Source organism: Streptococcus sp. Marseille-P6264 (genome assembly GCF_902460355.1).
In the GTDB taxonomy this organism is placed as follows: Bacteria; Bacillota; Bacilli; order Lactobacillales; family Streptococcaceae; genus Streptococcus.
Map to the genome: position 1 here is coordinate 1 of NZ_CABPTO010000007.1, position 14,548 is coordinate 14,548.

General features: G+C 36.7%; 18 protein-coding genes. All 18 read right to left on the reverse strand.

Going from position 1 to position 14,548, the window contains the following annotated elements:
• The coding region (locus FZ941_RS08800) for a glycosyltransferase family 2 protein (protein ID WP_148887600.1) at window positions 1–824 on the reverse strand (824 nt) is incomplete at its 3' end.
• On the reverse strand, window positions 817–1,896 hold the full coding sequence (locus FZ941_RS08805) for a glycosyltransferase family 4 protein (protein ID WP_148887601.1): 1,080 nt from the start codon (window positions 1,894–1,896) through the stop codon (window positions 817–819). The genes FZ941_RS08805 and FZ941_RS08800, both read right to left, overlap by 8 nt.
• Window positions 1,865–3,046 carry a hypothetical protein gene (locus FZ941_RS08810; protein ID WP_148887602.1) on the reverse strand — a complete coding sequence of 394 codons (1,182 nt, stop codon included), beginning with the start codon at window positions 3,044–3,046 and terminating at the stop codon, window positions 1,865–1,867. The genes FZ941_RS08805 and FZ941_RS08810 overlap by 32 nt, the downstream gene beginning before the upstream one ends.
• Window positions 3,036–3,869, reverse strand: coding sequence for a phosphorylcholine transferase LicD (locus FZ941_RS08815; RefSeq protein WP_187418410.1), 834 nt, complete (start codon window positions 3,867–3,869; stop codon window positions 3,036–3,038). Before FZ941_RS08815 ends, FZ941_RS08810 begins: the two co-directional genes overlap by 11 nt.
• Before the next feature lie 2 nt (window positions 3,870–3,871).
• A complete protein-coding gene (locus FZ941_RS08820; protein ID WP_148887604.1) occupies window positions 3,872–4,798 on the reverse strand; it encodes a glycosyltransferase in 927 nt (308 codons plus the stop codon).
• 9 nt (window positions 4,799–4,807) lie between these two features.
• Window positions 4,808–5,905, reverse strand: a complete 1,098-nt coding sequence (locus tag FZ941_RS08825) for a glycosyltransferase family 1 protein (RefSeq protein WP_148887605.1) — start codon at window positions 5,903–5,905, stop codon at window positions 4,808–4,810.
• 140 nt (window positions 5,906–6,045) lie between these two features.
• Complete coding sequence (locus tag FZ941_RS08830) at window positions 6,046–6,525, reverse strand: glycosyltransferase (protein ID WP_148887606.1); 480 nt, start codon at window positions 6,523–6,525, stop codon at window positions 6,046–6,048.
• Window positions 6,525–6,974, reverse strand: a complete 450-nt coding sequence (gene pssD, locus FZ941_RS08835) for a PssD/Cps14F family polysaccharide biosynthesis glycosyltransferase (RefSeq protein ID WP_148887607.1) — start codon at window positions 6,972–6,974, stop codon at window positions 6,525–6,527. Before pssD ends, FZ941_RS08830 begins: the two co-directional genes overlap by 1 nt.
• A 9-nt stretch (window positions 6,975–6,983) precedes the next feature.
• Window positions 6,984–7,376 carry a glycerol-3-phosphate cytidylyltransferase gene (tagD, locus tag FZ941_RS08840; protein ID WP_148887608.1) on the reverse strand — a complete coding sequence of 131 codons (393 nt, stop codon included), beginning with the start codon at window positions 7,374–7,376 and terminating at the stop codon, window positions 6,984–6,986.
• Between the two features lie 5 nt (window positions 7,377–7,381).
• Complete coding sequence (locus FZ941_RS08845) at window positions 7,382–8,758, reverse strand: sugar transferase (protein ID WP_148887609.1); 1,377 nt, start codon at window positions 8,756–8,758, stop codon at window positions 7,382–7,384.
• A 20-nt stretch (window positions 8,759–8,778) separates the two neighbouring features.
• A complete protein-coding gene (locus tag FZ941_RS08850) occupies window positions 8,779–9,477 on the reverse strand; it encodes a tyrosine-protein kinase (protein ID WP_148887610.1) in 699 nt (232 codons plus the stop codon).
• Window positions 9,478–9,485: 8 nt separating this feature from the next.
• Window positions 9,486–10,181, reverse strand: coding sequence for a CspC family polysaccharide chain length determinant protein (locus FZ941_RS08855; RefSeq protein ID WP_148887611.1), 696 nt, complete (start codon window positions 10,179–10,181; stop codon window positions 9,486–9,488).
• 28 nt (window positions 10,182–10,209) lie between these two features.
• The gene (gene cps4B, locus FZ941_RS08860) at window positions 10,210–10,941 is read right to left on the reverse strand and encodes a capsular polysaccharide biosynthesis protein Cps4B (RefSeq protein WP_148887612.1); all 732 of its coding nucleotides are present in this window, start codon (window positions 10,939–10,941) and stop codon (window positions 10,210–10,212) included.
• Window positions 10,942–10,944: 3 nt separating this feature from the next.
• On the reverse strand, window positions 10,945–12,402 hold the full coding sequence (locus FZ941_RS08865) for an LCP family protein (RefSeq protein ID WP_148887613.1): 1,458 nt from the start codon (window positions 12,400–12,402) through the stop codon (window positions 10,945–10,947).
• 331 nt (window positions 12,403–12,733) lie between these two features.
• Window positions 12,734–13,333 (reverse strand): anaerobic ribonucleoside-triphosphate reductase activating protein, encoded by a 600-nt coding sequence (gene nrdG, locus FZ941_RS08870; protein WP_015605938.1) that lies wholly within the window; start codon window positions 13,331–13,333, stop codon window positions 12,734–12,736.
• Complete coding sequence (locus FZ941_RS08875; protein ID WP_148887614.1) at window positions 13,330–13,848, reverse strand: GNAT family N-acetyltransferase; 519 nt, start codon at window positions 13,846–13,848, stop codon at window positions 13,330–13,332. Before FZ941_RS08875 ends, nrdG begins: the two co-directional genes overlap by 4 nt.
• Window positions 13,849–13,857: 9 nt before the next feature.
• Window positions 13,858–14,355: a GNAT family N-acetyltransferase gene (locus tag FZ941_RS08880; protein WP_048766240.1), complete on the reverse strand. Its 498-nt coding sequence runs from the start codon at window positions 14,353–14,355 to the stop codon at window positions 13,858–13,860.
• A 55-nt stretch (window positions 14,356–14,410) separates the two neighbouring features.
• Window positions 14,411–14,548: a hypothetical protein gene (locus FZ941_RS08885; RefSeq protein ID WP_187418411.1), complete on the reverse strand. Its 138-nt coding sequence runs from the start codon at window positions 14,546–14,548 to the stop codon at window positions 14,411–14,413.

The following is a 14,548-nucleotide window of genomic DNA, read 5'->3' on the forward strand; positions in this document are numbered from 1 at the left end:
GAATGTGGACTGTATAAGTAAGAAGTTTGAATATAGCGATCAGATATCTCTCTCGCAACAATTCTAAAAAATATATTATTTTGCTTTTTATTTTTATTGATAAACAAAAAAATTGAAGCTAATAATTTTATAAAATGCTCATTATTTTTTACTAAGTTGGCAGTATTCATACTTTGTCCAGCTCTACCAATTAAATATTGGTAAATATCTAAATTGTAATAGACGAAATTTTTGGCAAATATAAATGGATATAAGATGTACTCATTGTCCACATAATATATCCCTTCTGTAAGTCGTATATTATTCTTTCGTAAGAGCTCAAGTTTATAAATAACACTATGCATTGGCATTATAGTTGTTAACTCTAAAAATGATGTTAGCTGATTTGCAGGATATAATTCATTGTATCTATGATTTATAACAGTATTATTATACACATGCTGTTCAGTGAAATTTGTAAATACTACTTCAGCCTCTTCATTAGATAAATTAATAAGCAATTTTTCAAAATCCTTAGGATTTATCCAATCATCTCCATCAAGACTTAAATAGTACTTCCCTATAGCCTCATCGATACCCCTATTAACCGCTGAACCGTGACCACCATTTTCTTTAGTAATGATTCTAGCATTCAAATAGCTTTTTGATAAAAATTCTTCAATTACTTGAACTGTATCATCTTTACTACCATCATTCACAAAAATTAATTCAAATTTACAATAAAAATCTTGTGAAACTTCTGAAAAACTTTCTAAACATTTTATCACATAATCCGATATGTTATATGACGGGATGCCAACCGATAGAATAATTTCCTTATTCATATTTATCTCCACAACTTCCTAATAATTCATTTTTTAAAATTTCTTCAAGTTTAATGGCATTAGTATGCCACGAATTTCCTCTCATATCCTCACTAGCCTGCTTTGCAATGCGCAACCTTAATTCTTGATCCTCAATTAATCTAATGATATTATTAGTCAATGAATCTATATCATTTATGTCTGAAAGCAATGCATTTTCATTATGTCGTGCATATTCAAAGACACCTGCATACGCGGTTGATGCCAATGCGCATCCACAAGCCATGCTCTCCGCCCCAGTAAGTCCGAATCCTTCATTTATACTTGCACAAACAAATATAGAAGCGGCATTATATATTTTTTTTAGCTGTAGAGGAGTTGCTGCACGTTTATAGGTAATCCAATCTTCTAAAAATTTTGGTTCTGCAGGAACTCCAAACAAAGCTAATTGCAATTCAGGGAACTGCGACTTCACTCTTTTTATAGCTTCGAAAGCTATAGGAAAACCTTTATGCTCATCTACATGGTATAAAGCAGCTAACTGATATGGGTTACGTGAACTAATATCTTTTTCTACATAAAACTTATTTGTATCAATAGTATTAGAAATGAGCTTCACATTTTTGTCCGTCTTTACTACAATATCTCTTAGCCATTTAGAAACAACGATATTTAGCATACCATAACTATAAGTATTTCTTACTTCTTCATCCGACATGGCCCAATTTTCAAATCCCTGTATCAAATAGGCTTTACGGCCTTTTGTATTATCCAATTTCTTAACGAAATCGACTGTACTAATTGCAGTAGCAAATACGAAATCTGCTTTTGGAATATCTCTTCCATCAGAATAAGGTGTCACCTTCAAAATAACCTGAGGTAATAAAGTGAACCATTTAGGTCTCTTAAAAATATTACCAATTATTCTTTTTATAAAATTGGAACTAGTAATTTTTGATAATTGTTTATCTACTAAGAAGAATATATTAACTTCATGTCCTAGTGCCACTAATTGATTAGCATACTCAAAAACAACTTTATAACCACCGATAGGCTTTCGACTAATTGACGGTAAACAGAACGTTATCTTCATGTTTCTTACTCTCTCTATCCATATTTATCTTATCAAGGAGGTTGCTTCCTAGCAAAAGGAAAAGAAATGGATTATGCCATAATAAAAATAGTTGAGGATCTATAATTGCCCTCAATGCCCAAAAAATTAGTACAATAACAAGAGATACGAATTCTTTATATTGAACCAACCTCCAAATTAAGTAACTGTAGCTAATTAATATAATAGCAAATAACACAACACCGTAACTTATCAGCATATTTATATATGACGAATCAATATAAAAGTATGAAGAGCTTGATGATTCCCATTTTATATTTGTTCCAAAAAGAGTTACAGGATACGTTTGCAATCCTAATTGCCCAAAACGTAACCTTTGACTTAATATTACATTTAATGAATTCAAAAAGGGATTGTTTGGAGAGTATTTTATTGTCAATATCAATGCTAATAACGCTGAAAGTATATATATACCTATATATACTCCTCGTAAAATCGTTTTAGAAAAGTCTATACCTTTAATTCTATCCCATAAAAAAACTAACAAAATTCCCCAAACCAAAATATAACCTGTTCTAGTTTGTGTATATTGATATATAATAAAGTTAAACCCTCCAACGATAATTAATTCAGTAATTGTCCATTTCATTCTTTTTTTCAAATACGCATACTCTAATACTATACTTGTGAAAAAATTAGGAAGAAATGTCGAATAAGTAAATCCCAAAGAATATCTAGTTCTAATAAATGTAGTCGCAACCGATGTTTCTACTAAGTTAGGAAGTATATTAAATATAGCTCCTAATACTGTCATAAAAACTATTACAAGTTGGCAAATCATTGTATTCCTTACAAGATTATCAAATTCTATAGTTCTAGAAGACAGTATTAAAAATATGCTGTAAGCAACAAATGAAGCATTGCCATTCCCAATAGTTATTATAATTCCGATTATTCCCATTAAAATTGATAATAATAAATAAGATATCTTATTTGACTCTAGTATCAATTTTATAAATAGGAATATCAAACCTACATACTGCCAAATATTAATAAAAGCATATGGAGACAAAAAATCTTTATAAAAAGTTGCAGTCAATATCCAAGCTAATATCCACGGGTAATAAGCAAACGCAAACAACAATTCACTTGATTTTACTTTAAACGTCATTTTTATTTTCTCCATAAATACCAAAATTAACATTTAAGCGTTTGTGATGATTCCTTGAACTTTCTGGGGGAAGTTGCATATAATCTCCATATAAATGTTTCAAATATATATCTATGTTCTGAAAGCTCGTAAACAATCTATCTTCAAACATATAAACATCAGATTCTTGGAGCCATTTTTTGGGAAATGTCTCCTTTGTTAAACCGTAGCTACCATCACTTACTACAACATAATCGGCATCTTCATTTTTGGCAAGAGTAATAAAATAGTTTTTTGCTTTTTTTAAAAAATAAATACTGAAAAAACTTGAAAATATTCTTCCAACTCTGTATCTAACTCCCTGTTTTCTATCGTCTTCTCCATAGCCACACTTTATCCATAGAAGGTTTCTAAAAAACCAAAAACCTTTTAGCTGAAAAAAACGTTTTATTGGATTAAGTGAGACATTATCAATAGGAAAAATATCTATATAGATACCAGTATGAACATCTGCTTTTTGAGAGAATTCTTCCAAAACACTAGTCCCATTTAATCTTATTTTTATAAAATTGAAAGGATAAAACTTATCATTTTCATCTGACTGTAAAAAAAATCTACTTTTATCAAGTTCAATATTACAAATATTTTTAAATTCTTCAAAATCTGAGCGAAGCATACCAAAATCCATATCATCATCCCATGGAATAAATCCTCTATGTCTAATAGCTCCTAGGGCTGTGCCTGCTAACATAAAAATTGGCAAATTGTATTTTTTACAAATCCTAACTAACTCATCAGCAAGAAGGAGTTCTAACTGATGTAATTTTTGTAATTCATTATTCATTCTCATTTCCCTTTTATAAAGATTATCAAATCTGCAAAATATGATTTAATAGACCAATATAAGCTTCTATACTTAAACAAATAAAACCAATATATTAATTTTCTATCTGTATATAATCTCTTCCTATACATTATCCATTTTTGATATTCCTTGAATATTTTGTACTCATTCTCATTTTTATCCTTGTTATAATTACTATTAAATCTTTCTAGCCTTTGTAACATATTATAATAGTAGTCTATCTGTTCTTTACGCTTTAAATATCCTCTTACTTTTTCACCTGTTGCATTATTGCTGTGTCTTCGGAAATCAATTGTCGAATATGCATATAAACGGAGACCTCCAAGCATAGCTGCTAGTCTCCAAAGTAAAGCATCATGTGGATCTCTATCATCATGAAATTCTTTGAAGTAAGTAATTAAACTTTTATTAATAGCATAAACACAACCAGGTCTTCGGATATAAAAGAAAAATCTTTTAAAATCTGGTACGTATACTCTACCACTATCATCTAAATCAGTATGATCTAAGTTAATTGTATTTCCCTTCCCATCATAGAACGGAGAATAATTTGAAGATAGTAATAATATACTTGGATCATTTTGCATGATTTTAGACATTTTTTCAAGTTTATCTAAGTGCCATATATCATCTTGATCACAAGGGAAAATAATATCTCCTTTTGCTTTTATTAGTAAATCATAAAAATTTTTTTTCCAACCTTTATTTCTATTGTTAATAGTCACTGACCAATTACTTAATTTATGATTCTCGATATAATTTTTTATAATCTTGACAGTATCATCCGTAGAACAATCATCACAAATGAGAACCTCGTCGGCTGAAATAGTTTGGTCTTTTAAAGAATCTAATTGCTCAACGATATGTTTCTCCCCATTATATGTAGATAACACAATAGATATTGTCATTTTGTTCTCCTATTTAATCCCTTTTAATAATCTATTATAAAGAGTAACCAATTCAACTGATTCCAGTTCAATATCATAACCAGCTTCTCTCGCAAGTCTTTGATTCTCAATTGATTGTCTCAATCTATCTTCTGAACAGAAATCTCTTATCGCTTTTTCCCAATAAAGAGGGGTCTCGATTGGTAAAGAAGCCACTTGTTTAGTGAAGATACACTCCTTTGTTATAGTATCAGATAAGATACATTGTATTCCATTTATTTGCCATTCTACTGATACCAGAGGAAGACCTTCGTACAGACTTGGGAGAAGCATTATATCCATAGCAGACACAAATGATTTCATATCATTTAGATGACCTAAAAAGAATACCCTATCTTCTAGAGATCTTTCAGAAACCATATTCTTAATTTTTGATAAAGTTGACCCCTCACCCACTAAAAATAATTTAACATCTAATCCTTGTATTACTAAATTTTCCATTAATAACACCAGAAATTCATGATTTTTTTGAACATTAAAGCGACCAACATGACCTAAAGCAAGAGTTGTATCTTTAAGAGATAGTTTTTTTCGAAATTGTTGCCGTTTGGACTCACTAAATTGATAACGCTTTATATTTCTTGCATTATGAATAATAGTATATTCTCTATTAGTAAAAAGCCATTCCCCAGCTCCTTCCCCACATGCCCATGCCTGCGTATATAACTTATGAAATACTGGCCGTAATGCTTTATCTAGTTTTATATGGTCACAAGTAGTATTATGACTATGGGCAATCCTTACTGGGACCCCTACAATTTTTGCAACAGATAGCTCGATTGACATTAAAGAACTACTACCATGAACGTGAATTATATCATATTTATTAGCTCTTATTAATTTGTATAATTGACGCATATAGTGAATAATCGCAGTTTTTTTCCGCTCTAGAACTACTACCTGGACACCCAAATTCTCAAATTTTGCTTTATCTTCTAACAGTGGAATATTAGTAGCTAAAACTGTCACTTCCCATTTATCTAGATCCATACATTCTAAATAAGAATAAATAAACGTCCCTATTCCATCTGAAAATAAGCCACCCGTTGGAATATGCAAAATTTTCATTCATCTTCTCCATTATTTCTTATCAAATACGAATAGTAATCATTAGAATATAAAATTCACTATTTAATAACGATATAGTTTAAAAAGCTCTGACTATGTGACAATTATTAGTAACACAAAAAACGGCAATCACACATATCTTATATAAACATATTTTCAATTATACCTGACAGTTCATTAGTAAACTGACTATTATGAGAACTAACTTGCTGGATTTTTGAATATTTAATATTCTCATTAAGTTTATCAATTTCATCGATTACAACTAGATCGTATCCTTCGCCTAGTAACTTTAAGCAAAATTCCATTTGGTGATCATTTACATGCTCGCCAAATTTTTCTTGTCGAGGTACTACAATCGGTCTCTTCCCCTTGGAAATCACTCCCATAAATGTTGCAGGTCCGCCATGTGTAATGATAATATTTGCTTCATCCATATGGCGATTCATCTCGTCATAAGAAATCAGATTCTTCCATTGGCAGTACACTGGTTCATAATCTGAAAAACCTGTCTGAATAAAAACATCATCCTGAATAAGTCCCTCACCTTTTAATCTATCAACCTCTTTAATAAGTCGATTAAACTGTTGCTCATGAGTACCTACTGTCACAAAAATCATTAGAAAATCCCTCCAAGATTAATTGCTTTCGGATATACTTTTTTCATTTCCTCCCACTGAACTATGAACTTATCTGTTACTGGATATACTAACTTCCCTGTTAAGGTTGGCGCATCAATACGGTCAAAAACTTCAATATAGACTGTCTTAGCACCAAATAGTTTTCCTAAGTAAAAGAAAGGAACTGCCACAGCAGCCCCTGATGAGATGATAACATCAGGGTGTTCCTTTCTCAAAATATTGAAAGCAAGAATCGTATTTTTAATAAGATTTTTTAAATTACGATTAGTAGGATAATGGCAAGGATAAAATGTCTCATTTTCCAAGATACTTCTTGCATCTTCTTTATCAAAAGTTACCCAAAATCTTTCTTTCTTTTCCCAAAACGGCTTCAACAAATATAAATGTGTTAGATGTCCTCCGCTTGAGCCAACTAAACATATTTTCATATTCTCACCTTACTTCTTTAATTCTGACTTAATTTTAGTTGTACTAATCTCCGGCGTGCGTGGAAGATAGACAACCTCAACACCTTCATTCTCTAAAAAATCAAAGTGCCCTTCCCAATCATCACCCATTACAAATAAATCTATATCGTACTTATGAACATCCTCTTTTTTTTGATTCCAACTTGATTCTGGTATCACTAAATCAACATAGCGTATTGCTTCTACCAGAGCTTTTCTCTGTTCATAAGTAAAGTAACAAACTTTATTTTTCTCTTCTAAATTAAATTCATCAGTTGAGATTGCAACAATAAGGTAATCTCCCTTACTCTTAGCTCTTTTTAGCAAATTAATATGACCATAATGCAGTAAGTCAAAAGTACCGTAAGTAATCACTCTTTTCATAATCCCTATTTTGCTCCATCTTTCATTAGTACGACTTTAACAGTCTTTAGTAAAATTTTAATATCTGACCAGATGGTCCAATCATCAATATAAGACACATCTAGTTTTACAACATCATCAAAATTCGTGATTTCACTACGGCCGCTGACTTGCCAGAGGCCTGTGATACCTGGTTTGAAACTCAAACGTTTTTTCTGTTCAGGCGTGTATTTTTCATACTCATCCACAGTTGGCGGACGCGTACCGACCAGACTCATATCGCCTTTGAGGACATTCCAAAACTGAGGCAACTCATCGAGACTTGTCTTGCGAATAAAGTGTCCAATCGGTGTGATACGAGGGTCATTATCGACCTTAAACATACCGTCTGACATCGTATTTTGCGCCATCAGCTCTTTTTTACGCTCTTCAGCATCCACAGCCATGGAGCGGAATTTATAAAATTTAAAGATACGACCATTCTTTCCAACTCGATCTTGAGAGAAAATAGCTGGACCACCGTCTTTTTTGATCTGGGGCACTAGGAAAATAGCAGCTATCCCACAGAGCAATAAGCCAAATAGGGCACCAACAATGTCTAGAAGTCGTTTCAAAAGAACATGGTAGTAACTATAAAAGCGAGTCGAAAACGTCACGATATTGAAACCAGCCACATTACGAATGCGCTTCTCGCCATTGGTTGGAAAATCTAGGGCATTGATATTAACATTGACATCGATTCCCATATGCTCAAACTGAGAAATCAAATCTTCCAAGCGATAGAGATCGCTAGGTAGATTGATAAACACTTCATCCACTACCGACCGAGTCGCATACTCAATCATATCTTTTTCCGGCACCACATCAAAAGCAGAACTTGTAAAGGAAGGATCATCCACTACTGTAACTGCCACTATCTGACCAGCAAAGTCTTGTGCTTTTTCTATTTGAGCAAAAAACTTTTCTATCCTAGAACTTGTAGTAATGACAAAAACTTTCGTACTGTTTTTTGACCGAGCATGAATAGACGAATAGTAGTTTTTAAACAAAATATTGGCTGCGTAAACTAGTAGGCCATTTAGTAAGATAAAATAGATGAGCCCCCGGCGCGAGATAGAAAAATGTTCCTCCATGATAAAGGAAGCAAAAGTGACAAAAAGAGCATAGAAGGCACTGTATTTTAAAGTTTGGATAAACTCTACAAAGTAACCTCTACGGAAAAAGTGATGAAAATAATTACTAATATAAAAAGCAAGGATATGAAGCAAAGAGAGGATAAAGACACTTGTCCTTGTCAAGTCAGAATTAGAAATAAGGCTCACTAAAACCGCTGCTAGCATAGACACCAGCAGTTCCAATACAGCTACTCCTAACTCTTGGATTTCCCTTTGCTTTCTAAACATATATTTTTCTCGCTTTTCTACTATTCTTTACTCAAATTATCCCCATAGTGTCCATAGGAACCATAGAAACCGTATGTATCTGCTTGAACATTGTATTTATTCAAGACCACACCAAGAAAAGGTGTAGAGGATTGTTCCAACTGCATTTTAGATCTTTGAACCATCTTCCGCTTAACTTCCTTTGGTGCCACAACCAAAAGGCTAGCATCACAGACCCTAGAAATAAGAGTCGCGTCTACTACCATACCAATCGGTGGTGTATCTACAATAATATAATCATAGTGACGGCGCAAAACGTTCATCATCGTTGCAAATCGATCACTCTGAAGAAGTGCAGTCGGGTTAGGGGAGATTTGCCCCGAAGAGACAACGAAAAGATTTGGCTCATCCGTTTCGCACAATCCTTGAGATAGATCTGTAGTCCCAGACAGATATTCTGTCAAACCAGTGACTTTTCCATCACTCTTAAAGACTCCACCTAACATTTTAGAATTCCGAATATCTGCATCAATCAAAAGTGTCTTGTGACCCGCTTTAGCAAAGGTCAGAGCGAGATTGGTTGAAGTTGTTGTCTTTCCTTCACCCGGGAAAGTGGAACTAATAGCAATTACTCTGATGTTCTCTCCGCTAAGCTGGATGTTGGTTCGAAGAGCATTATAGTACTCCTCTACCCGTGAAATAGACATTTTCTTCTTTCTTGCTAACTCTAATATTGGCATTGTATCTCCTAACCTACCTTATTCATATCTGGGACGACACCAAGCAAGGTCATTCCTAAGACTTCTTCAATATCTTCTGGCTTCTTGACACGGTCATCAAGGATCTCAACAATCACTACTACAATGACCATCAAGACACCACCCGCAAGCACTCCAATGATGGTATTGCGACGGATGTTCGGAGAAGACGGTGTTTTTGGCGTTTCTGCTTCTTCCAGCGTTGTAACATCAGATACCTTGGTGACAGCAATGATTTTCTCAGCAGCAACTTCGCGCAAAGTATTGGCAATACGGCTTGCTTCTGCCGGATCCGCATGCGTAACCGTAATAGACACAATCCGAGTATCTGTCGGTACGGTCACAGTTACCTTAGATGCCAAATCAGATGGCGAACCTGACAGTTTCAATTCTGAAATGACGGATGCCAAAACATCCTGAGACAAGATGATTTCCTTGTAGTCCTTTACCAGATAAGAACCCGCCTGCAAGTCTTGGTTGGTCAAGGTAGGATTTTCGCCCTGCTGACGATTGACAACGTAGATACGCGTCGTGCTCTTATAAGTAGGCTTAGCAATAAAAACGCTGTAACCTAGGGCTAAAATCCCCGTCAATAAGGCAGTTAAGATGATTAAAAACTTCCGTTTCCAAAGTGTCTTCAACAGAGACAACACATCGATTTCGATCATTTGATTTTCTTGATTCATGTATTTACTTTCTCCAGAGTTTGATTGATTAAATAAACTCGTTACTTAATAAGATTTCTTGGTTTGTCTTAAAGAGTTCTTCCGCACGCTCAGCGCCATATTTTTTCGCGACAATCTGATAGGCCTTTTGCATATAAGGCGGTCTGTCATCGAGATTGTGCATATCGCTGGCAACGAAATGAACCAAGTCCCGTTCTAGAAAGAACTGAACACGCTTTTTCATAAATTTGTAACGATCACCAAAGAGCTTGGGTTTCAAAACATTTGAACTGTTGACCTGCATATAGCAACCCATATTGATCAATTCGCTGACCCTATCTTCATCATTTTCCAGACAGTGATAGCGCTCGATATGGGCCACCACCGGAGTCATGCCGAGGCGGATAACATTGCCCAAGGCTGAGTGAATATCCTTATAGGGTGTATTCATACTAAACTCGATCAAGACATACTTGGTACTGCCTAGACTGGGAAATGTCCCCTCTTCCAGTTTTTGCAAGATATCACTAGTATAGTAAATCTCAGCTCCATATAACACGGTCAAGTCGTCAGCAACTTGCTTGGCTAAGTCCTGCACTTGCTTGAAGTTTGCTGCAATCTTTTCCTCAGGTGTTTCAAACATGCCCTTTCGGCGATGAGAAGTAGAAATAATGGTGCGAACGCCCTGACGATAGCTCTCTTCTAGCAGACGTCGGCTATCCTCTAACGTCTTAGGACCGTCATCCACATCAAAAATGATATGCGAGTGAATATCAATCATGCTTTACTTCCCTTCCATCACTTCTTGGATCGCTGCTTTGGCTGCTGCTAAGCTGTTTTGATCAATTTCCATCATGTAGAGATTGGCTTCTGGCATGGCATAAGAAGGCAGACCTGTATTTCCAGTTCCGGTCAAGGCCTGAGAAGTCACATGATAACTTCCACCTGACTCCAGCTGAGTATTGATCAGATTCATCATCGTTTCCAAGCTCATATCGGTCTGGACAGAATCCTGTAGTCCTGAAAGAATGGCGTTGTAATTCTTCAGTGCATCTGTCGAAGTCAGTTTCTTAATGACTGCTGCAATAACCTTTTCTTGGTTCTTACCACGATCATTATCTCCACCATTTAGAGAATAACGCTCACGGACGAAGCCTAGAGCTTGGTCAGAATTCAGATGGATCTTGCCTACAGGGAAATGGTAATTGCCGTGCAGACTAGTGAATTCTTGGTCGTTCTCAATATCAATTCCGCCCAGCAAGTCAATCAACTTGAGGAAGGATGTGAAATTCAGGCGCACATAATAATTCAAATCAATGCCGTAGAGGTTTTCCAAGGTGTGAACTGAAGCATCCACGCCGTAAATACCTGCATGGGTCAGCTTATCTGGCTGATTGAGGCCACCGTCCGCAATTGGAACATAGGCATCCCGTGGTGTTGTTGTCAGCAAGACTTTCTTGGTCTTACGGTTGACTGTCATGATAATGTTGACATCCGAGCGTGACACAGAAGAAATTGGTCCATAAGTGTCAATTCCACTGACATAGATATTGAAGACCTCTGCATTCGGATCTTGCTTGCCAATAGCTGTATCAATCTTCTTGCTAATCTTGTAAGTATAGATTTTTTTAATTTTTGAAGCATAGTCAGGATCTTCACCACGAATCGTATCTTCAAAGACGCTATTCAGAACCATAGCCTTGGCTTCACCAGAAGTCAGCGACTTATAGGCAGCGAGATAAGAAGATGCTGTATCTACTGTCAGCTCATGCCCTTGTATCTGACTGATATTTTTCATCAGCGCTTGGACATTGTCTTGGTCATTTCCTGATGGGGCTAAGACATTTGTCAACTGCTTGAGGTCCTTAACATCACTATCTGCCGGCACCACGACACTCATTTCATACTCAGAGTAGTTAGAAGTAGAGTTGACGCCAGCCGACAAGTCGACTAAACCCTTTACAGCATACATAGACACAGACCCCATAAGCAGGGCTACTATTAGGATAGCACTAGTGGTCTTGCCTGCCTTACCCTTGAAAATCAGGAATCCTGATAGAACCGCCACTGCTAGGATGAGGGCTGCCACTAAGATATTCACATAGCGAAAAGCTAGAAAATGATAGCGGAAAATTGTGAAAATCAAGAAGGCTGCTAACAAAGTATAAACACCCAAGAGGGTGCTATTAACTATTTTTAATCGATCGCTTTTCTTTTTAGACTTTTTTGCTCTCTGATACATTCACCTTACTACTTTCTGTGCGAAATTACTCTAGTCTATTATAGCATAAAAACATGGCTTTTTTAAGAAATTCTTAAGAATATTACATAATTGTAAAAAAATCCTATTCTTTTGTCAACGACTTCAACTTTGAAATCGAATTCAAGCCAAAACATAGAAAAATAAAGCGATATCAAGGCATTGACACCACCTTATTCTGGTAGATAAGATAGAACTCTGCTCATAAAATCCAGAGAGCCGCTAGCATATAATAAGGACATTTTAAAAATTGTGGACAAAGTTGGACAAAATGTTCTATTTTATACTGAAAGTTTTGCTCCAATCTAGACGATTATAACAAGCCATCTCGATCAACTTGCTCATAGGCTTGGAGGCCATCATTGAGCTTGTCCCAGATGACTACCTGACCTGATTGAAGGGACTTCTGGACATCAATGATACGCTGATTAGAAGAGCCACGAAACTGCAACATGAGATTCTTCTTCGTGATATCAAAACGGCCGTCCACCAAAATATCAATCAGACTCAGCAGCTCCAGCTTGTCCTCCGTTTCTAGCATCATCTCCTCCCAAGTGTAGCCCGTCCAGGACCAGATATCCTTGTCTGGAAGCTCTCTCCGAATCCGCTTGACCAGAGGCAGGAGAATTCCTGTATTGAGAAAAGGCTCGCCGCCTAGGAGGGTCAGCCCCTGCACATAAGGCTCCGCCAAGTCTTTCATAATCTGCTCCTCCAGCTCTTGCGTATAAGGAATGCCAGCGTTGAAAGACCAAGTAGCTGCATTATAGCAGCCCTCACAGTGAAACATACAGCCACTGACATAGAGGGAGTTGCGGACACCTTCGCCATCCACAAAGTTAAAGGCCTTATAGTCAATGATTCGCCCCTTGCTCAGCTCCTCACTTTTCCATTCTTGAGGTTTGGGATTGTTCATGACACCTCCCCATCTAGCTCTATCCAGTAACGCTGACTTCTGTCGATTGTATTTTCGTAAACACCGCCAGCAGAGAGAATGGTACGGCGGCTGGCTTCGTTGTCTTCATCGCAGGTAATCAGCACTCGTTCCAGTCCTTGCTTGCGAGCCTCTGCTAGCCCTAGCTCTAGCTGCAACTTGGCCAAGCCCTTTCTACGTTTGCTAGGTCGAATAGAATAGCCAATATGACCACCCTCCACAAATAATTTGTCATTTAAGGACAGGCGCAGAGCTAAAAAGCCCAGAGGCAAGCCGGTCTCATCAAAGGATAAAAATTGGATGGCAGGAACCCAACCTGCTGGCAAGTTTGCCACATCTTCCTTCCATTCTACAATTTTCAGCCAATCCTCATAATCCTTTGCTCGTTTCCAAGTAGAGCCCATGCCGCCGTGCATATAGGATTTTGCAGCATCAAACTCCGCAATCATCTCTAAAATCGCATCTTTATCTTCCAAAGTTGGTCGTCGTAACTTCATAAACTTTCCTCAATCTAAATCAATCCAATAGCGCTCTTTACCAGCTCGAATATCCTCTAAAGTTCCGCCATTAGCCAGAATCACTGCCCGACTGGCAGCATTGTCACAATCACAAGTCACTAAAGCACGTTTGATATTTTTACCTTTAGCTACTTGCAAACCTTGCCGCAACTGCTCTTTGGCCAATCCTTTCCCACGCGCAGACGGACGGATACTATAGCCGATATGCCCGCCTTCTTGGAGCAAATGGTCATTGAGCCGCAAACGCAAATTAAGAAAGCCCACTGCCTGACCATCCACAGCAAAAGCGACCAGTTGAATATAAGGCACAAAACCTTGTGGCAAGCCTAGACCTGCTTCAGCTAGCTGAATCGTCTCCAGCCAGTCCTCATAAACAAAATCCGCTCCGCCAAAGAAGCCATCCTGTCGGCTACCAGCCGCTTCAAAGTCAGCCAGCATCTCTAAAATCTTTTCCTTGTCTTCTAGTTTCGGTCGTCTCAGCTCCATAGTTCCTCCTGATACGAAGAGAGTGAGACCGCCTTGCGCCCCACTCTGACTTCTATTATTTCTTGTTCTTTTCTAAAAATTGCTGACGCAGTTTGGCCAATCGCTCTTTTTTGTCATTGCCTCCCCGCGAATGCTTTTCATGGAAACGCTGCACCTGAGCCTTTCCTTTGTCGTCCAATTGATACTTTCCCAT

Coding starts and splice junctions, on each gene's coding strand:
- FZ941_RS08830 (WP_148887606.1), bottom strand. CDS start 6,525: ATGATTTTTGTGACAGTAGGTACTCATGAGCAACAGTTTAATCGACTT.
- FZ941_RS08825 (WP_148887605.1), bottom strand. CDS start 5,905: ATGAAAATTTTGCATATTCCAACGGGTGGCTTATTTTCAGATGGAATA.
- FZ941_RS08885 (WP_187418411.1), bottom strand. CDS start 14,548: ATGGGAAAGTATCAATTGGACGACAAAGGAAAGGCTCAGGTGCAGCGT.
- FZ941_RS08845 (WP_148887609.1), bottom strand. CDS start 8,758: ATGTTTAGAAAGCAAAGGGAAATCCAAGAGTTAGGAGTAGCTGTATTG.
- FZ941_RS08810 (WP_148887602.1), bottom strand. CDS start 3,046: ATGACGTTTAAAGTAAAATCAAGTGAATTGTTGTTTGCGTTTGCTTAT.
- FZ941_RS08850 (WP_148887610.1), bottom strand. CDS start 9,477: ATGCCAATATTAGAGTTAGCAAGAAAGAAGAAAATGTCTATTTCACGG.
- tagD (WP_148887608.1), bottom strand. CDS start 7,376: ATGAAAAGAGTGATTACTTACGGTACTTTTGACTTACTGCATTATGGT.
- FZ941_RS08820 (WP_148887604.1), bottom strand. CDS start 4,798: ATGACAATATCTATTGTGTTATCTACATATAATGGGGAGAAACATATC.
- cps4B (WP_148887612.1), bottom strand. CDS start 10,941: ATGATTGATATTCACTCGCATATCATTTTTGATGTGGATGACGGTCCT.
- FZ941_RS08865 (WP_148887613.1), bottom strand. CDS start 12,402: ATGTATCAGAGAGCAAAAAAGTCTAAAAAGAAAAGCGATCGATTAAAA.
- FZ941_RS08875 (WP_148887614.1), bottom strand. CDS start 13,848: ATGAAGTTACGACGACCAACTTTGGAAGATAAAGATGCGATTTTAGAG.
- FZ941_RS08855 (WP_148887611.1), bottom strand. CDS start 10,181: ATGAATCAAGAAAATCAAATGATCGAAATCGATGTGTTGTCTCTGTTG.
- FZ941_RS08805 (WP_148887601.1), bottom strand. CDS start 1,896: ATGAAGATAACGTTCTGTTTACCGTCAATTAGTCGAAAGCCTATCGGT.
- FZ941_RS08880 (WP_048766240.1), bottom strand. CDS start 14,355: ATGGAGCTGAGACGACCGAAACTAGAAGACAAGGAAAAGATTTTAGAG.
- FZ941_RS08815 (WP_187418410.1), bottom strand. CDS start 3,869: ATGAATAATGAATTACAAAAATTACATCAGTTAGAACTCCTTCTTGCT.
- pssD (WP_148887607.1), bottom strand. CDS start 6,974: ATGAAAATATGTTTAGTTGGCTCAAGCGGAGGACATCTAACACATTTA.
- nrdG (WP_015605938.1), bottom strand. CDS start 13,333: ATGAACAATCCCAAACCTCAAGAATGGAAAAGTGAGGAGCTGAGCAAG.